The sequence below is a fragment of the Kribbella sp. VKM Ac-2571 genome (assembly GCF_004362255.1).
Lineage (GTDB): Bacteria > Actinomycetota > Actinomycetes > Propionibacteriales > Kribbellaceae > Kribbella > Kribbella pratensis.
In genome coordinates, this window is the sequence record NZ_SNWS01000023.1 from 105,890 (window position 1) to 123,321 (window position 17,432).

The following is a 17,432-nucleotide window of genomic DNA, read 5'->3' on the forward strand; positions in this document are numbered from 1 at the left end:
TGACACCCGTGGGAGGAGCAGTCATGAGTACCTTGCGTCAGGAGATCGATCGCTGGGAGGCCGACCTCGACGAACTCGCCGAGACCAGTGTGTCCGGCAACTGGTTCCTCGAAGAGCGCCGGCTGGCCGAGGCGCAGCACACGCTCGTCGCCTTCCGCGGTCGCATCCTTCCGTTGCTCGCCGCCCAGCGGCCGTACGACGTGATCGTCGTCGACGAGATCGAGCATCTCCTCGACGGTCTCGAGGATCTCCGCAACGACCTCTTCCGGACGGTCCACCCGACGAGTTCCCATCGGGAGATCGCCGAGACGGTCGCCGCGCTCCGCGCCCTCACCCGGGTGGCCCTCCGCTTCGAGCAGACTCTCGAAAGCGCCTCATGAGAGTGCTCACCTTTCTCGGCGCGGCCGGAACGGTGACCGGCAGCAAGTTCCTGCTGGAGCACGACCAGCAGCGGATCCTGCTCGACTGCGGTCTGTTCCAGGGCGAGGCACGGTGGCGCCGCCGCAACTGGGACCCGTTCCCGGTCGACCCGGCGTCACTGGACGCCGTCGTCCTCACGCACGCGCACCTCGACCACTGCGGCTATCTGCCCAGCCTGGTCCGGCAAGGGTTCCACGGCCCGGTGATCTGCACCCCCGGTACGGCGGACGTCGCGGCGATCGTGCTCCGCGACGCCGCCCACCTCCAGATGGAGGACGCCCAGCACGCCCGCGCCGGCGGCTACTCCCGGCACGATCCCCCGCAACCGCTCTTCGACACCGAGGACGCGGAACGGGCCATCAGGCTGTTCCGCCCGGCCGACGGCCGCACCGAGCTGGGTGCCGCGGCGGTGACTCTGCACCGCGCCGGCCACATCCTCGGCTCGGCGTTCGCCGAACTGGAGATCGACGGGCGACGCCTCCTGGTCAGCGGTGACCTCGGGCGGCAGGAGCACCCCTTGCTCCGTCCGCCGGAGCCTCCGCCGGCCGTCGACACGGTCCTGGTCGAGTCGACGTACGGCGACCGGCACCACCAGCCGCTCGACCACGCCCAGCTCGGCCGCCTGATCAGCACGACCGCGGAGCGAGGCGGAGTCGTCCTGATGCCGGCCTTCGCGATCGACCGTACGGCGGTCCTGCTGCACGAGCTCGCCGGACTGATGCGCACCGATCTGATCCCGCGGCTGCCCGTCTACGTGAACAGCCCGATGGCCCTGGCCGCCCTGAACGTCTACCGCGCGGCCGTCACGAACAAGTCGCCCGAGCTCCGTCCTGAGATCCTCGGCGGGCCGGACCCGTTCGACCCCGGCACCCTGCGCCTGGTCCACTCCGTCGAGGAATCGATGCGGATCAGCGATCCCGGACGCCCGGCGATCGTCATCTCGGCGTCCGGCATGGCAACCGGCGGACGCGTCCTCTACCACCTGGCCCGGCTCCTGCCGGGCAAGCGCAACACCGTGATCCTCCCCGGCTTCCAGGTTCCCGGCACTCGTGGCCGAGCGCTGCTGGACGGCGCTCGTTCGATCAAGATCCATGGCCGCTACATCCCGGTCCGCGCGCAGGTCGTCGGACTGTCCGAGTTCTCCGCTCACGCCGACTCCGACGAACTGATCGACTGGCTTTCAGCGGCGCCGAGCGCGCCGGAGACCGTGTACGTCGTCCACGGCGAGGACCACGCCCGCGCCGAGCTGGCCCGGCGGATCCAGGACGAGCTCGAGTGGACCGCGGTCACGCCGAGCCACCTCGAGCGGGTCCGGTTCTGATCAGGAATCGTCACCACGCAGGTGTCGGCCGTACCAGTCGGGCTCGGGTGCGGACGGTGTCAGGCGGATCCGCACGTCGACAGCGAAGGCTCCGGACGGAGCGGCTACCAGCGGGTTGATGTCCAGTTCGGCGAGCTCGGGCACCACAGTCGCCAGCCACGCGATCCGGTGGATGACACTGAGCACGGCCTCCTGGTCAGCGGCTTGCGCTCCGCGGTACCCGGCCAGCACCGGAGCGCAGCGCAGCGAGTGCAGCATGTCGAGCGCATCCAGATCGGTCAGAGGCAAACCACGCCACTGCCGATCAGCCAGTACGTCGGTCAGCACCCCACCGCTGCCGGCCATCAGCAGCGGCCCGAACAGCCGATCCCGCACGACACCGATCGCCAACTCGGTCCCCTTCGGCGCCATTGCCTGAACCAGGACCCGTGGATCCCCGGCAGCCGACGTGATCTCTTCGTAGGCCTTGCCGAGCTCGATCGCGTTCGCCAGCCCGACCCGCACGCCACCGATGTCGGTCTTGTGCAGTACGCCGGGCGCAGCGGTCTTCAGCACGACCGGATAACCGGCCGCCGCGATCGCCTCCGCGCGGGATGCCGCTGTCACGACCGGAATCACGGAGACCCCGGCGCGGCGCAGCAGCTGACTCGCCTGCAGCGGGTCCAGCCATCCGCCCTCGGGCGACCGCCGGAAGAACCGCTCGACCACTCCGCGAGCTCCTGCCGCGTCCACGCGAGCCAGCTCTGGTACGACGCCCTGCGGCCGCGCGCGCCACTCGGCGTACCGAACGGCATGGGCCAAGGCGCGGACCGCACTCTCCGGGAACGGGAACACCGGCAGCCGCCGTCCGTCCGCCAGCGCGATCTCCGGAGCAGCGTGCACCGATCCGACGCAGTTCACCACGATCGGCAACTCGGCCGCCGCACCGGCCGCGGCGATTGCCTCGTAGATCTCGTCGACGTTACCGGCCCGGGTCACGGCGTAGTTCACCACCATGCAGTCGATCTCCCCGCTTCCCAGCAGCGCCCGCAATGCCTGCTGCAGGCTGGAGGGTGATGCCGCCGCGCCGAGGTCGACGGGGTTCGCCGTACCCACGGCCCCGACCGCTGCGAGCTGCTCCTGGACGGCCGTGCTCAGCTCCGGTAGTTCGAGACCGAGACGCGCGGCAGCATCGGCCGCGAGGATTCCCGCGCCACCTGCGTTGCCCACGACCGCGACCCGCCGACCACGCGGCAACGGCGGCACAGCGAGTACGCGAGCGGTTTCCACCAGTTCCTCGACGGTGTCCATCCGCAGTACGCCGGACTGCGCGAACAGCGCGTCGACGGCGGTCTCCGGAGTCGCGGCGGCCGCCGTGTGCGACGCACCGGCGCGGCGGCCACCGGTCGACCGGCCACCCTTGACGACCAGGATCGGCTTCGTCCGGCCGATCATCCGGGCCAGGCCGCCGAACTTGCGCGGGTTCCCGAACGACTCCAGATACAGCCCGATCACCGCGGTCCGCGGGTCGTCCCACCAGTGCAGCAGTACGTCGTTGCCGCTGACATCGACCTTGTTGCCGAGGGAAACGAACTCGGAGATCCCCAGTCCGGTCCGGCCGGCATGCTCCAGTACGGCGATGCCGACAGCACCGGACTGTGCCGCGATGGCAAGCGCTCCGGGCGTCGGCGAGACCTCGGCGAAGGTCGCGTTCAGGCGCACGTCCGGTGACGTGTTCACCAGGCCGAGACAGTTCGGCCCGATCAGCCGGATGCTGTGTCGCCGGGCGATCTCCAGCAGCTCGCGCTGCAGCTCGCGGCCGGTCGCTCCGAGCTCCGAGAACCCTGACGTCAGCACGACCGCGCCACCGACCCCGCACTTGCCACACTCCGTGAGCACGTCCAGCACCTGCTCCGCCGGAACAGCGATGACCGCGAGATCGACTGCGGACGGCACTGCCGAGATCGAGGGGTACGCCGGTACGTCGGCAACCTCGGCGGCGTGCGGATTCACGGCGTACACAGAACCGGTGAAGCCGCCCCTGACGATGTTGTGCAGGAGCTCATGGCCGATGCCGCCAGGCCGGCGGCCGGCGCCGATCACCGCGACCGTCCGCGGCGAGAAAAGTCGTTGTAACGAGCGGTTCTCGGCCGCCCGCTCACGATTGGCCATCTTCTCCAGCGTCATCGGGTGGTACGCCGTGTCGAGCACCAGCTCCACCACGCCGCCACCGAGCTTGCGGACCTGCTCGAACCCCGAGTCGACGAGCACCCGCAGCATCTTGGCGTTCTCGCCGAGCGTGTCGGCCCGCAACCGCTCGATGCCGTTCTCGCGGGCGGTGGCAGCCAGCTGCTCGAGCAGCAATGTCCCGATTCCCCGGCCGTGGACCGAGTCTTGCAGCAGGAAGGCCATCTCGGCCTCGCCGGCCCGCAGAGTCTCGTAGCTCGCGATGCCGACCACGTCGTCGCCGTACTCCGCGACCAGCGCCACGTGATCGCCGTGGTCAGCGGCCAAGTGATGGGTGTACTCGTCGGCCATGTGCCGGCTGATCCCGAAGAAGCGCAGATAGATCGATTCGTCGGACACCCGTTGGTTCATGGCCTCAAGCGCCTGCTCGTCGTCCTCACGCACCGGACGGATCCGTACGACGGACCCGTCCGCTGCCAGCACGTCCCAGCCTGCTCCCGGCCGGGCGTCCGGCTGCTCGATCGCGGTCATGACAGCTCCTTCCGACACCCCACCAGCTCACCGCGGCGAGGCCCGTCCGGGCCAGTGCCGTTGGGTCCCGGGCCATCGGGACCTTTGCCCCTAGGACGTCAGCGGCGGCAACCGCGACGCTGAGGACCATGGATGCGATCGACCTTGCACGGTGGCAGTTCGGGATCACCACCGTGTACCACTTCTTGTTCGTGCCGATCACCATCGGCCTGTCGGCGCTCGTCGCCGGCCTGCACACGGCCTGGTACCGGACCGGGAAGCAGAAGTATCGGCAGCTCACCCAGTTCTGGGGCAAGCTGTTCCTGATCAACTTCGCGATCGGTGTCGTCACCGGCATCGTCCAGGAGTTCCAGTTCGGGATGAACTGGAGCGACTACTCGAAGTTCGTCGGCGACATCTTCGGCGCTCCGCTGGCGATCGAGGGCCTGCTCGCCTTCTTCCTCGAGTCCACCTTCCTCGGACTGTGGATCTTCGGCTGGGACCGGCTCCCGAAGAAGGTGCACCTGGCCTCGATCTGGCTGGTTGCCATCGGCACCCAGCTGTCGGCGTACTTCATCCTGGCCGCGAACTCCTGGATGCAGTGGCCGGTCGGCTACACCTACAACCAGGCGAGCGGACGGGCAGAGCTGCACGACTTCGGCGCGGTCCTGACCAACAAGGTCGCATTGGCGACCTTCCCGCACACGATCGCCGCCTGCTTCCTGACCGGCGGCGCCTTCATGCTCGGTATCGCCCTGTGGCACCTGCTGCGCGGAGGCAAGGGACGGACCGAGTTGTTCCGTCCCTCGGTCAAGCTCGGCGCGATCACTGTCCTCGTCGCCGCCGTCGCGGTCTTCGTGACCGGCGACATCCAGGGCAAGATCATGACCGAGACGCAGCCGATGAAGATGGCCGCGGCCGAAGCCCTCTACGAGACCTCGGAACCGGCCGGCTTCTCACTGCTCACGATCGGGTCGCTCGACGGCCAGCGCGAGGTGTGGTCGGTGACCGTGCCGCACGGCCTGTCGTTCCTGGCCACCGGTACGTGGAACGGCAAGGTCCAAGGCATCAACGACCTCCAGCAGGCCTACGAACAGCGCTTCGGACCGGGCAGCTACAAGCCGAACATCCCGGTCACCTACTGGACGTTCCGGCTGATGATCCTGTTCGGCGCCCTCTCGGCCCTGATAGCGCTGCTGGCGCTGTGGTACATCCGCCGGCGGGATCCATCCCCGTCGAAGTGGCTCGTCCGAGCCGCGATCGCGCTGCCGCTACTGCCGCTCGCCGCGAACAGCTTCGGCTGGATCTTCACCGAGATGGGCCGGCAGCCCTGGATCGTCTTCGGCCTGATGCAGACCCGGGACGGCGTCTCGCCGACCGTCGGCGCCGGATCGGTCCTCGCCTCGATGATCACCTTCACAGTGCTGTACGGCGTACTCGCCGTGATCGAGGTACTCCTGCTGCTCCGGTTCGCCCGGACCGTGCCGGCCGAACCCGACCCAGCCGCGCCGGACACCGATGTGCCCGACGCCGCCTTCTTGTACTGAGGAGTCTCGATGGAACTCACCGACATCTGGTTCCTGCTGATCGCGGTCCTGTGGACCGGCTACCTCGTCCTCGAAGGTTTCGACTTCGGCGTCGGCATGCTGCTGCCCGCGGTCGCCAAGGACGCCGTCGACCGCCAGGTCACGCTCCGCACCATCGGGCCGGTCTGGGACGGCAACGAGGTCTGGCTCCTGGTCGCCGGCGGTGCGACGTTCGCAGCGTTCCCGTTCTGGTACGCCAGCCTGTTCTCCGGCTTCTACCTGGCACTGCTGGTGATCCTGGTCGCCCTGATCGTGCGCGGTCTCGCCCTGGAGTACCGCAACAAGCTGCAGGACGCGGCCTGGCACCGGCGCTGGGACCTCGCGATCGTCATCGGCAGCGCCGTACCGGCTCTCCTCTGGGGCGTCGCACTGGCCAACATCGTCCGCGGCGTACCGCTGGACGCCAACCACGACTTCACCGGCAACTTCTTCACCCTCCTGAACCCGTACGCCCTGCTCGGCGGTCTGACCACGCTGGTCCTCTTCGCACTGCACGGAGCGATCTTCCTCGCGCTGAAGACGCACGGCGCGGTTCGCGACCGTGCCCGCGCGCTCGTCCTGCCGCTGGGTGCCACAACCGTCCCGTTGGCGGCCGCGTTCCTGATCTGGACCCAGGCGTACGACGGCTCGTGGCTCACCTGGGTGCTAGCACTGCTAGCGGTGGTGTGCCTGGTCGGCGGGATCCTCGCCTCACGGGCCGGCCGCGACGGTCTCGGATTCCTCGGTACGGCGGCCACGATCGTGCTCGCCGCGGCGACGCTGTTCGTCACGCTGTACCCGAACGTGCTGCCCTCGACGACCGACGCGGCCTTCAGCCTCACCACGACGAATGCGGCATCGACGCCGTACACGCTCAAGATCATGACCTGGGTCGCGGTGATCTTCACACCGATCGTGCTGGCTTATCAGACCTACACCTACTGGGTCTTCCGCAAGCGGCTCACGCGGGACGACATCAGTCAGGTCAAGGTGGCCTGATGCCGGCCGTCGACCGGCGACTGCTCCGCCACACCCGCAGCACCAGGACCTTTCTGGTGCTGTCGGCCGTGATCGGCACCGCGCAGGCCGTGCTCATCCTGCTCCAGGCCTGGCTGCTCGCGGGGCTCATCGCCGACGCCTTCCTCGGCGGACTCGATCTGACCCGGCTCCGCGGTCCGCTAGCAGCGCTAGCAACCACGTTGATCGGACGGGCGGCGCTCTTCTGGGTTGCCGAGATCGTCGCGCAGCGGTGCTCCGCCGCGGTCAAGTCCGAGCTGCGGATGCGGTTCCTGGACAAGATCGTTGCCCTGGGCCCGCGCTGGCTGACCGGTGAGCGCAGCGGCGAGCTCACGACGTTGGCGACCCGCGGGATCGACGCCCTCGACGACTACTTCTCCAAGTACCTGCCGCAGCTCGTTCTGGTCGGCGTCGTACCCCTCGTGGTGGCCGCCCGGATGCTCACCGCGGACTGGCTCAGTGCCGTGATCGTCGTCGTCACCCTGCCGCTGATTCCGATCTTCATGGTTCTCGTCGGGCTCACGACCAAGGCAGCTACCGCACGTCAATGGGCGACCTTGCAGGCTCTGGCCCATCACTTCCTGGATGTACTCGCGGGGATCGGAACGCTCAAGGTGTTCGGCCGTTCCCGCGCGCAGGTCGAGACAATCCGGCGGCTCGCTGACCGCCAACGGCGTACGACGCTCGCCACGCTGCGGATCGCCTTCCTCTCGTCGCTCGTCCTCGAACTGGTCGCCACGCTGTCGGTCGCGCTCGTCGCCGTGTCCGTAGGCCTCCGGCTGGTCGAGGGCCGCCTCGATCTGAAGACCGCGCTGCTGGTCCTGATCCTGGCGCCGGAGGCATACCTGCCACTGCGTCTGCTCGGCACGCATTACCACGCCAGCGCCGAGGGCCTCGCCGCAGCCGACGAGCTGTTCGAGGTCATCGAGCAGGACACGCCGGCGAAGGGCAACCAGGTCGCCGACCCCATCGGCGAGATTGTCCTACGAGACGTCACCGTACGGAGTCGGGAAGCGCGCCCCCTCGACGATGTCTCAGTAGTCATCCCACCTGGGCGGGTCACCGGAGTTGTCGGTCCCAGTGGCTGCGGGAAGTCCACACTGCTCGGGTTGCTGCTCGGCACGATCAGCCCCGACCGCGGTCAGGTCCTTGCCGGCGGGGTCGACCTCGCCAAGGCCGATCTGGAGCGCTGGCGGCGTGACGTCGCCTGGATGGGCCAGGCCCCGGTCCTGTTCGCCGGGACGGTGGCGGACAACATCAGCCTCGGCACCCGCGCCGACGAACTCGCCGTACGGCGGGCGGCTGGCACCGCGCGGGTCGACGTACCGCTCGACCTTGTGCTCGGTGAACGGGGCGACGGAGTCTCGGCCGGCCAGCGGCGCCGGATCGCGCTCGCCCGGGCGATCCTCCGCGACGCTCCCCTGCTGCTCCTCGACGAACCGACCGAAAGTGTCGACCCCGACACCGAGCGGGCCCTGCTCGAGTCGCTCCCAGCCGCCTTCGCGGGCCGCACCGTCGTCCTCGTCACCCACCGCCCGGCCCTGCTCGACCTCTGCGACCACATCGTCCACCTCGACCGTACGGCGATGAAGGCATGACGATGCGTTGGCTGGCAGGACTCATCAGACCAGAACTCAAACGCCTGACCGCCGCCGCGGTGCTCGGCGTACTGGCGATGAGCTGCTCGATCGGGCTGATGGCAACCTCTGCGTGGCTGATCTCGCGAGCCGCGGAGCATCCGCCGGTGCTGTATCTGACCGTCGCGATCGTCGCGGTCCGCGCCTTCGGTATCGGGCGCGGCGTTCTTCGGTACGCCGAACGGCTCGTCGGTCACGATGCCGCGTTCCGGGTCCTCGGCCGCACCCGCGTCCAGGCCTGGATCGAGCTCGATCGAGCCGCACCCGCCGGCCTCGGCGGAACCCGCGCCGGCGATCTCCTCACCCGGGTCACCCGTGATGTCGACGCCATCCAGGACCTGCTCGTCCGCGCCCTGCTCCCGATCGCGGTCAGCCTGCTCACCGGCATCGCCACCGTCGCGCTGTTGACCGCGCTCCTGCCCGCTGCCGGGGCCGTCCTGCTGATCGGGCTGGCTGTCGCGGGAATCGGCGCTCCAGCAGCCTCGCTGCTGCTGTCCGCCCGGGCCGAACGCCGATTCGCGCCAGTCAGGTCCACTCTCGCCACCGACGTACACGAACTGCTCACCGGCCTGGCAGACCTGACCGCGTACGGCGCGATCGACCAGCGGCTGCAACGGATCCGGCAGCATGACGCCCGGCTGACCGGGATCCTGCAGCGCTCGGCGTCGTCCACCGGAGTCGGCGCGGCGATCGCGAACGCCGCACTCGCGTGTACCGTGACGGGCGAGATCCTGGTCGGTGTCCCCGCGGTCCGCGACGGGCGGCTCGCAGGCGTTGTGCTCGCCGTACTGGTCCTCACACCGCTGGCGGCGTTCGAGCTCGTTACACCGCTGCCTGCAGCGGCGCGGCATCTGATACGCGGCTGGCAGGCCGCCGACCGACTCCGTGCGTTGACCGACCTCCCACACCCGTCAGTTGCCTGGGGCAACCGGCCGCTCGCCGCTTCGTCGGAGCACGGTCGCCCCGCACGGGCGGGCGCACTGTCCGTACGACGGCTCACCGTCGGCTGGCCCGGCGCGACCGCACCGGCGCTTACCGACTTCGACCTGGACCTCCGTCCCGGGCGCCGGGTCGGACTGATCGGACCGAGCGGCTCCGGAAAGAGCACGCTGGCCGCAACCCTGATGGGGTTCCTCGCACCGGAGACCGGGCGGATCACGCTCGCCGGAACCGACCTGGCCGCGTTCGACGAGTCGTCGTATCGTCGGCAGGTCGTGCTGTGCGGGCAGGACGACCACGTCTTCGACGCCACCGTCCGCGAGAACCTCATGATCGGCAAGCCGAGCGCCACCGACGAGGAACTGCTCGACGCACTCGACCGGGTCCGCCTCGGCGTCTGGGTACGACGGCAACCCGACGGGCTCGCCACCACAGTCGGAGAACGCGGCGCGCGCATCTCCGGCGGCGAACGTCAGCGTCTGGTACTGGCGCGAGCGTTGCTGGCGGATCCCGCCGTACTCGTCCTCGACGAGCCCACCGCCCACCTCGACGACCCGACCGCCGACGAACTGATCCACGACATCACCCACGCCACCGAGGGGCGCACCACGCTTCTCATCACGCACCGCCACCGCGATCTCGCATCCGTCGACGACATCGTCGACCTCTCGAAGGAGAACTCATGCACGAGCTCACCGGAAAGCCCCTGTCCGACGAGGAAGTCGCTGATCTCGACGCGTACTGGCGAGCCTCCAACTACCTGGCCGTCGGCCAGATCTATCTACTCGGAAACGCGCTCCTGACCGAGCCGCTGCAGGCCGAGCACATCAAGCCGCGACTCCTCGGCCACTGGGGTACGACGCCTGGTCTCAACATCCTCTACGCCCACCTCAACCGGGTGATCAGGAGCCGCGACCTGTCCATGATGTACGTCATCGGCCCCGGTCACGGCGGGCCGGCCATCGCCGCCAACACCTGGCTAGAGGGCAGTTACAGCGACACGTATCCAGACGTCTCCCGGGATGGGGCCGGCATGGCCAGGCTGTTCCGCCAGTTCTCGTTCCCCGGTGGCATCCCGAGCCATGTGGCGCCGGAACTGCCTGGTTCGATCCACGAAGGCGGCGAGCTCGGCTACTCGCTCAGCCACGCGTACGGCGCCGTACTCGACAACCCGGACCTGGTCGTTGCCTGTGTGATCGGCGACGGCGAGGCCGAAACCGGTCCGCTGGCGGCTTCGTGGCACTCGAACAAGTTCCTCGACCCGGCGACGGACGGCGCTGTACTGCCGATCCTGCACCTCAACGGGTACAAGATCGCCAACCCGGCCGTCCTCGCCCGGATCGGTGACGACGAGCTGACGCGGCTGCTCGAAGGTTATGGCTACCGCCCGTACCTTGTCGAAGGCAACGAACCCGAGCACGTTCACCAGGCCCTCGCCCTGACGCTCGATCAGGTCCTCGACGACATCACTGCGATCCAGACCGAGGCACGAGCGCATCCGGGCGCGCCTCGCCGGCCCTGGCCGATGATCGTGCTGCGTACGCCGAAAGGCTGGACCGGGCCGCGCGAAGTCGACGGCGTACCGGTGGAAGGCACGTGGCGTTCGCACCAGGTGCCGCTGGCCGGCGTCCGTACGTCCCCGGAGCACCTGCAGATGCTCGAGGACTGGCTGCGGAGCTATCGACCGGAGGAGCTGTTCGACGCCGAGGGCCGGCCGGTGGAGCGACTGCTGCGGCAGGTTCCCACGTCCGAGCGCCGGATGGGTTCGAGTCCGCACAGCAACGGCGGCCTGCTCCGCCGTGACCTCGATCTACCCGCCGTCGCGGAGTACGCCGTACCCGTCGAAAGTCCTGGTGCGTCCGAGCACGAGCCGACCCGCGTCCTCGGCGACTACCTGCGCGACGTCATGCGGGCGAGCCTGCCGTACCGCAACTTCCGCGTCTTCGGGCCGGACGAGACCGCCTCCAACCGGCTGGACGCCCTGTACGACGTGACTGGTAAGGCCTGGAACGCCGAGGTGCTCCCGACCGACGAACACCTCGCGGTCGACGGCCGGGTGATGGAGATCCTCAGTGAACACACCTGCCAAGGCTGGCTGGAGGGCTATCTGCTCACTGGGCGGCACGGCTGGTTCTCGTGCTACGAGGCGTTCGTGCACATCGTCGACTCGATGGTCAACCAGCACGCGAAGTGGCTCAAGGTCACGCGAGGCCTGCGCTGGCGCCGACCGGTCTCGTCGCTGAACTACCTGCTCACCTCGCACGTCTGGCGGCAGGACCACAATGGGTTCTCACACCAGGATCCCGGCTTCATCGACCATGTGGTGAACAAGAAGGCCGAAGTCATCCGGGTCTACCTGCCGCCGGACACCAACACCCTGTTGGCGACCGCGGACCACTGCCTGCGCAGCAAGGACTACATCAACGTCATCGTCGCAGGGAAACAACCGCAGGCCGACTGGCTCGGTCCGGAAGCCGCGGCGCTGCACTGCGCACGAGGTGCCGGCGTGTGGGAGTTCGCGAGCAACGACGAGGGCGAGCCCGATGTGGTGATGGCGTGCGCGGGCGACGTACCGACGCTGGAGACTCTCGCCGCGGTGAGCCTGCTGCACGAGCACCTGCCCTCGTTGAAGATCCGGGTCGTCAACGTGGTCGACCTGATGCGCCTGCAGCCGGCCGCCGAGCATCCGCACGGCATGCCCGACGCCGACTTCGACGCGTTGTTCACGACGGACAAGCCCATCATCTTCGCGTACCACGGTTACCCGTGGCTGATCCACCGGCTGACCTATCGGCGGACGAACCACGACAACCTGCACGTCCGCGGGTACAAGGAGGAGGGCACCACCACGACGCCGTTCGACATGGTGGTGCGCAACGACCTCGACCGGTTCCATCTCGCGCTCGATGTGATCGACCGCGTGCCCGGGCTCGGGCAGCGTGCGGCCGACATACGGCAGTGGCTGGTCGATCAGCGGGCGCGACACCACGAGTACATCCTCGAGCACGGCGAGGACCTGCCCGAGATCCGGAACTGGCGCTGGCACAGGAGGACGGCATGACCGGACAAAGAGTTGTCGTAGGCATCGATGGTCGACCCGATTGCGAGAACGCGATCCGCTGGGGCGCGGCCGAGGCCGCCGCGCGCGGAGTCGGGCTGGATCTGGTGCACGCGTTCGTGTGGGCGGAGTTCCGGGTTCCGCTCGGGCCGAGCGACATGGCGCCGGGCCTCCGTGCCCAGGCCGATCAGATCGTCGCGGAGGCGGTCGCGCTGGCGCGGAAGTTCGAGCCCGGCCTGCCGGTGACGGGGAGCCGGGTCGACGGCTTCCCGTCGGCCGTGCTCCTCGCGGAGTCGCGGACGGCCGACCTGATCGTCCTCGGAAGCCGGGTCACGGGACGACTGCTCGGGCTGGTGGTCAGCTCGGCCGGCATCGACCTGTCCGCCCACGCGCACTGCCCAGTGGTCGTCGTACGGCCGGGTGACGACGCACTCGTCGGCAGCCGGGTCGTGATCGGGTACGACGGCTCGCCGCCGGCCGACGCCGCCGTCGAGTTCGGCCTGGACTACGCCCGTCGTCACGAGCTCGCGGCAAGGATCGTCACGGTCCTGAGCGACGAGGACGACGATGATCACGGCCTGCTCGCCGCGATCCGCCCGCACGCTCACGAGGCCGAGATCGTCGAAGTGACCGGGCATCCGTCGGAGCTGCTGCTCGAGTGGTCCGCCGACGCGCAACTCCTGGTCGTCGGCTCACGCGGCCACGGCGGTTTTGCCGGCCTGCTCCTCGGATCGGTCAGCCAGACCATGCTCCACCAGGCACCCTGCCCGGTCGCCGTCATCCCCCACGCAGTGGTCGAACGTTAGCCGCGCTGCTTGCGCTCGTGCTCGACCGCGAACACCGCCGCCTCGGTGCGGCGCTCCAGGTTGAGTTTGCGCAGCAGCGAGGACACGTAGTTCTTGACGGTCTTCTCGGCCAGGAACAACGCCTGCGCGATCTGGCGGTTCGTCTTGCCCTCGGCGATCTCGGCGAGAATCCGGCGTTCCTGCTCCGTCAACGACGCGTACCGCGGGTCCTCGGCGTCGACCGGGTGCCGCAGACGGTCCAGCACCTTGGCGGTCATGCTCGGGTCCAGCAGCGACTCCCCCGCCGCAAGACGACGTACGGCGTCGATCAACGCCTGCCCGTGAATCTGCTTCAGCAGGTACCCGGACGCGCCGGCCATGATCGCGGTGAACAACGCCTCGTCGTCGGAGAACGACGTCAGCATCAGACACGCCGGCGGCTCGTCCATCTGCGACCGGACCTCCCGGCACACGCTGATCCCGTCACCGTCTGGAAGCCGCACATCCAGGACAGCGACATCGGGACGTACGGCGGGAATCCGGGCAATCGCCTCGGCTGCCGTCGACGCATCCCCGACTACCTCGATGTCGGGCTCCGCGTCGAGCAACTGATGCAGCCCCAGCCGCACCACCTCGTGGTCGTCGAGCAGGAACACCTTGATCGCCATCACGAACTCCTTCAGCCACTCTCGCCGCGGCCCACCGGTCCCGGGGCCCGCCCCAGCATCCCCCGGTACCCACGCTACTCGCCAGGGACCAGGGTCCCGGCTTGTCCGGGACCTTCGGCGGAACTTCCGCAGCCGACCCTGCCTGCGCGACCTGCCTGCGCCACCTGCCGTCCGGCCCGGTCGTCCGTGACCTCGGACCCTGCCCGCGCCGCCGTCCGGCTGATTGTCTGGAACTGACAGCCCGACAGGAAAGGCACATTCCGATGGACGCACAGACGAACGGCCGCCACAGCGACCTCGGCACCCGGATCCGGCACCGCCGGCAGTCCCTGGGACTGACCCTCGCGGAGGTCGCCATTCGTACCGGGCTCGACACAGGCCGCATCGACCACATCGAGACCCGCCCGTTCGCGCTCACCGGCGCCGAACTCGCCCGGCTGGCGCACGCTCTCGACCTCACCGTCACAGATCTCACCAGCGACCGGCCGAAACCGGACCGGCGGACACCCGTTGCCCCCGCCCTCGACCCGATGCGCAAGGAAGAGTGCCGCCGGTTGATCGAGGCCGGCAGCGTCGGGCGGATCGCGTACCACGGTGTCGACGGGCTGGTCGTGATCCCGGTGAACTACTGCACGCTCGGCGAGCTGATCGTGTTCCGCACCGCCGCCGACAGCGCGGTCGCGCAGTACGACCTGGAGCCGATCGTGTTCGAGCTGGACGCCTTCGACGAGGCTATGCACGACGGCTGGAGCGTCATGGTCAACGGCACGGTCCGCCCGGCCGTCGACACCGAGATCGCATCCGTCCACGACCGCGTCGAACCCTGGGCCGGCGGCACCCGCGACACCTACATGGTCATCGACCCCCACCGCACCACCGGCCGCCGCATCCGCTCCTGGTAACCCGCCTCACGTTGAGAACCCACCAACCGTTTCGGTTGGTGGGTTCTCGACGTGAGGGGTGTCAGACGTCCAGCTCGTGTTCGCGGAGACGGGCCCGGGCCTCGTCGAATTCTCCGTGGGTGATTTCGCCTGCTGCGAAGCGACGTTCGAGGATGTCCAAGGGCGACGGGAGGTGCGGCGGCGGTTGCCGCCGAGGCTGGTGGATCATCCGCACGGCGGCCCAGCCCGCGCCACCGATCGCCAGGACCCACAGCGCCAGTACGAGCACGGACCAGAAGGCCGCGCCAGCCATCGAGTGCATCATGACTCCTCCTCACGCGACTTTCGCGGATCCGGTCAGCAGGCGGCCGAGTTCGGCCCCCCAGCGCTCCGCCCGCTCGATCTCCACGTCGCGGATGGGTCCAGTGGTGTCGTTCACGAAGAAGCTCTCGGACGTGGAGAGCATCTGGTAGCCCATCCGGCGCAGCAGCTTCGCCGCCGACCGCGCCGCCGATCCCGGCAGCCGCCGTACGCTGGCGATCCGGGTGTCGAAGGTGGTCACGCGCAGCGTCTTCGCCTGACTTCCGGCCGGCGCTTTCAGCGCGGCCAGCCAGTCGCGGATGCCGACCTCGACCGGCGTGACCAGGCCGCCTTGTTTCCAGGCCTCCTGCCGCGTCGACAGCCGGCTCATCGAGAAGGCGTGGGTCGGTCCCCCGACCACCAGCAGCCGGACGTCGTCGGGCACCACGTCCGGCGCCTGGTTCACCGGCACCGTCTCGGCCGGAAGGTACTGCCGCACCCCGTCCCGGACCGCCCGCGCGATCCGCTCGGTGTTGCCGAACATCGACTCGTACACGATCAGCGCACGCACACTCTCGGACATGACCTCACCTCTGTAATCAAATGACAATCAAGGACTCGGAACGACGGCCCGCGCACGCGTCACCGCGTGTTCGACCTCCGTCACGTGATGTGGCACGATCGCGACCGGGCACGTCATCGCCGCCACCGAGCGCCGCGCGACCGGATCGATCGCCAACGGACCGCTGTGCGACCCGATAACCACCAGGCCGACGTCGACGCTCTCGTGCACCAGCGCCGCGGACGGTGGCCGGCTGCTCAGGAACCGTGTGACCTTCACTTCCGGGAACCGGCTGGTCCACGGGGCGAGCGTCTCCGACAAGATGTAGTCGGCCCGGCTGATCCACGAGCACTCCGGGTCCTCGTCCACGAACGGACGCTCGGCCGGCAGACCCGCGTGCACGACGATCAGATCACCCTCACGCCCTGCCGCGATCCCGAACGCGAACTCCAGTGCCTCCGCGGACAACGCCGTACCGTCGATGCCGACAGCAACCTTCCGGTCGAGCAACGACGGCCGCCACGACAGCGGCACGACGACCATCGGGCAACCGGCCCGCGCCGCCAGCCGCAGATTCGTCTGCGTATGCACCAGCCGCTGCGGGCCACGGCTCCGCGACCGCTCGACCACCAGCATCCGCGCCGACCGCGCCGCATGAGCCAGCACCCGCATCCGCGAGCCCTCCTCGGCGACCGCGACCAGTTCGGTGGCGTACCCGTCGCGGTGCCGCACGTGCGCCACCGCGGATCGCAGAGCGGCGTCCGCCAGCTCGGCCGGCGACTTCGGCGCGTACTCCGGCATCATCGGCGTGTACGACCCGTGCGCGGAGTACGGCGCGACGAGCACCAACTCCGCGCCCGTCCGCAATGCCTCAGCGGACGCATAATCCACAACCCGAAGGTTCTCCGCAGTCCCGTCCACTTCGACCACAACGGGCCCGGTGCGGTTCCAGTCAGTCATCGAGCTCACCGCAGCCACGGGTACTTGCGGACGATGTCCAGACCGCTCCACCACTTGCCGAAGCCCCACACGTTGCCCGCCGCAACCAGCGCAAGGACGACAACCGTGACAGCGCCGACGATGTGATCATCCAGCACCGGGTTGTTCTCCGGCGGAAGGTTCGCCGACCACATCAGCAGATACAGCAACGTGCCACTGACGGCCGCGATCCGCATCCCGATGCCCAGGGTCAGCGCCAGACCGATGCCGGCCAGGCCGATCATGAACAGCGGCGATACCCACCAGTCACCGACCAGGGACTGGTAGAAGTCTGCCAGCGGGCCGCTGGTTCCCTTGCCGAGGAACCCGGCCGTCGGGTCACCGCCGTCGATCCAGCCCTTACCGGACGGGGTCGCGTAGCCGAGACCGAAGACCTTGTCGACGAACGCCCACAAGAACGACAGCCCGACAACAACCCGCAGTACAGCCAGCGCACGACCGGCCGCAGTAGTGATGATCGGATGGCGAACAGGCTCCGTCGCAGGAGTCTGCAGATCGCGCCGGTGCGACGTGGTGGTCATGATGTGTCAACCCTTTCCCTTGAACTTCTGACACCTCGATCGTCCGATTTCGCCACCAGATCCGGCAGAGCCGTTGTCACCTC

At 68.8% G+C, this 17,432-nt stretch carries 15 protein-coding genes; 9 read left to right on the forward strand and 6 right to left on the reverse strand.

Going from position 1 to position 17,432, the window contains the following annotated elements; all coding sequences use genetic code 11:
- Positions 1-23 precede the first annotated feature (23 nt).
- Together EV651_RS36925 and EV651_RS36930 are read left to right on the forward strand one after the other, a co-directional pair.
- Positions 24-380: a hypothetical protein gene (locus EV651_RS36925; RefSeq protein ID WP_133790074.1), complete on the forward strand. Its 357-nt coding sequence runs from the start codon at positions 24-26 to the stop codon at positions 378-380.
- Positions 377-1,741: an MBL fold metallo-hydrolase RNA specificity domain-containing protein gene (locus tag EV651_RS36930; RefSeq protein WP_133790076.1), complete on the forward strand. Its 1,365-nt coding sequence runs from the start codon at positions 377-379 to the stop codon at positions 1,739-1,741. Before EV651_RS36925 ends, EV651_RS36930 begins: the two co-directional genes overlap by 4 nt.
- Here EV651_RS36930 and EV651_RS36935 read toward each other — a convergent pair whose 3' ends face one another.
- Complete coding sequence (locus EV651_RS36935; RefSeq protein WP_133790078.1) at positions 1,742-4,438, reverse strand: bifunctional GNAT family N-acetyltransferase/acetate--CoA ligase family protein; 2,697 nt, start codon at positions 4,436-4,438, stop codon at positions 1,742-1,744.
- A 128-nt stretch (positions 4,439-4,566) separates the two neighbouring features.
- Here EV651_RS36935 and EV651_RS36940 point away from each other — a divergent pair, with 128 nt between their 5' ends.
- The 6 genes from EV651_RS36940 to EV651_RS36965 are packed head-to-tail and all read left to right on the forward strand — an operon-like array spanning position 4,567 to position 13,439.
- Positions 4,567-5,964, forward strand: a complete 1,398-nt coding sequence (locus tag EV651_RS36940; protein ID WP_133790080.1) for a cytochrome ubiquinol oxidase subunit I — start codon at positions 4,567-4,569, stop codon at positions 5,962-5,964.
- Positions 5,965-5,973: 9 nt separating this feature from the next.
- Complete coding sequence (gene cydB, locus EV651_RS36945; protein WP_133790081.1) at positions 5,974-6,981, forward strand: cytochrome d ubiquinol oxidase subunit II; 1,008 nt, start codon at positions 5,974-5,976, stop codon at positions 6,979-6,981.
- Positions 6,981-8,597: a thiol reductant ABC exporter subunit CydD gene (gene cydD / locus EV651_RS36950; RefSeq protein WP_133790083.1), complete on the forward strand. Its 1,617-nt coding sequence runs from the start codon at positions 6,981-6,983 to the stop codon at positions 8,595-8,597. Before cydB ends, cydD begins: the two co-directional genes overlap by 1 nt.
- Positions 8,594-10,378 carry a thiol reductant ABC exporter subunit CydC gene (gene cydC / locus EV651_RS42765; protein ID WP_133790085.1) on the forward strand — a complete coding sequence of 595 codons (1,785 nt, stop codon included), beginning with the start codon at positions 8,594-8,596 and terminating at the stop codon, positions 10,376-10,378. Before cydD ends, cydC begins: the two co-directional genes overlap by 4 nt.
- Positions 10,282-12,636, forward strand: a complete 2,355-nt coding sequence (locus EV651_RS36960; protein ID WP_238157440.1) for a phosphoketolase — start codon at positions 10,282-10,284, stop codon at positions 12,634-12,636. The genes cydC and EV651_RS36960 overlap by 97 nt, the downstream gene beginning before the upstream one ends.
- A complete protein-coding gene (locus EV651_RS36965; RefSeq protein ID WP_133790089.1) occupies positions 12,633-13,439 on the forward strand; it encodes a universal stress protein in 807 nt (268 codons plus the stop codon). The genes EV651_RS36960 and EV651_RS36965 overlap by 4 nt, the downstream gene beginning before the upstream one ends.
- Here EV651_RS36965 and EV651_RS36970 read toward each other — a convergent pair.
- A complete protein-coding gene (locus tag EV651_RS36970; RefSeq protein ID WP_133790091.1) occupies positions 13,436-14,086 on the reverse strand; it encodes a response regulator transcription factor in 651 nt (216 codons plus the stop codon). The genes EV651_RS36965 and EV651_RS36970 overlap by 4 nt on opposite strands.
- Positions 14,087-14,349: 263 nt before the next feature.
- Here EV651_RS36970 and EV651_RS36975 point away from each other — a divergent pair, with 263 nt between their 5' ends.
- Positions 14,350-14,988: a pyridoxamine 5'-phosphate oxidase family protein gene (locus EV651_RS36975; protein WP_133790093.1), complete on the forward strand. Its 639-nt coding sequence runs from the start codon at positions 14,350-14,352 to the stop codon at positions 14,986-14,988.
- A 61-nt stretch (positions 14,989-15,049) separates the two neighbouring features.
- On the opposite strand, the gene EV651_RS36980 is transcribed toward EV651_RS36975, so the two are convergent.
- From EV651_RS36980 to EV651_RS36995, 4 genes are read right to left on the reverse strand one after another with little or no spacing between them, the layout of a single operon-like run.
- Positions 15,050-15,292 (reverse strand): SHOCT domain-containing protein, encoded by a 243-nt coding sequence (locus tag EV651_RS36980; RefSeq protein ID WP_133790095.1) that lies wholly within the window; start codon positions 15,290-15,292, stop codon positions 15,050-15,052.
- Between the two features lie 9 nt (positions 15,293-15,301).
- Positions 15,302-15,850 carry a hypothetical protein gene (locus EV651_RS36985; RefSeq protein WP_202870684.1) on the reverse strand — a complete coding sequence of 183 codons (549 nt, stop codon included), beginning with the start codon at positions 15,848-15,850 and terminating at the stop codon, positions 15,302-15,304.
- A 27-nt stretch (positions 15,851-15,877) separates the two neighbouring features.
- Positions 15,878-16,789: a universal stress protein gene (locus EV651_RS36990; protein ID WP_133790097.1), complete on the reverse strand. Its 912-nt coding sequence runs from the start codon at positions 16,787-16,789 to the stop codon at positions 15,878-15,880.
- Positions 16,790-16,794: 5 nt separating this feature from the next.
- Positions 16,795-17,349: a hypothetical protein gene (locus EV651_RS36995; RefSeq protein ID WP_133790099.1), complete on the reverse strand. Its 555-nt coding sequence runs from the start codon at positions 17,347-17,349 to the stop codon at positions 16,795-16,797.
- Between the last annotated feature and the right edge of the window lie 83 nt (positions 17,350-17,432).

Bases quoted from the DNA above. Each gene is read 5' to 3' on its own strand.
- cydB (WP_133790081.1), top strand. From the start codon at position 5,974: ATGGAACTCACCGACATCTGGTTCCTGCTGATCGCGGTCCTGTGGACC.
- EV651_RS36925 (WP_133790074.1), top strand. From the start codon at position 24: ATGAGTACCTTGCGTCAGGAGATCGATCGCTGGGAGGCCGACCTCGAC.
- EV651_RS36975 (WP_133790093.1), top strand. From the start codon at position 14,350: ATGGACGCACAGACGAACGGCCGCCACAGCGACCTCGGCACCCGGATC.
- cydC (WP_133790085.1), top strand. From the start codon at position 8,594: ATGACGATGCGTTGGCTGGCAGGACTCATCAGACCAGAACTCAAACGC.
- EV651_RS36985 (WP_202870684.1), bottom strand. From the start codon at position 15,850: ATGTCCGAGAGTGTGCGTGCGCTGATCGTGTACGAGTCGATGTTCGGC.
- EV651_RS36965 (WP_133790089.1), top strand. From the start codon at position 12,633: ATGACCGGACAAAGAGTTGTCGTAGGCATCGATGGTCGACCCGATTGC.
- cydD (WP_133790083.1), top strand. From the start codon at position 6,981: ATGCCGGCCGTCGACCGGCGACTGCTCCGCCACACCCGCAGCACCAGG.
- EV651_RS36995 (WP_133790099.1), bottom strand. From the start codon at position 17,349: ATGACCACCACGTCGCACCGGCGCGATCTGCAGACTCCTGCGACGGAG.
- EV651_RS36970 (WP_133790091.1), bottom strand. From the start codon at position 14,086: ATGGCGATCAAGGTGTTCCTGCTCGACGACCACGAGGTGGTGCGGCTG.
- EV651_RS36990 (WP_133790097.1), bottom strand. From the start codon at position 16,789: ATGACTGACTGGAACCGCACCGGGCCCGTTGTGGTCGAAGTGGACGGG.
- EV651_RS36980 (WP_133790095.1), bottom strand. From the start codon at position 15,292: ATGATGCACTCGATGGCTGGCGCGGCCTTCTGGTCCGTGCTCGTACTG.
- EV651_RS36940 (WP_133790080.1), top strand. From the start codon at position 4,567: ATGGATGCGATCGACCTTGCACGGTGGCAGTTCGGGATCACCACCGTG.
- EV651_RS36935 (WP_133790078.1), bottom strand. From the start codon at position 4,438: ATGACCGCGATCGAGCAGCCGGACGCCCGGCCGGGAGCAGGCTGGGAC.
- EV651_RS36930 (WP_133790076.1), top strand. From the start codon at position 377: ATGAGAGTGCTCACCTTTCTCGGCGCGGCCGGAACGGTGACCGGCAGC.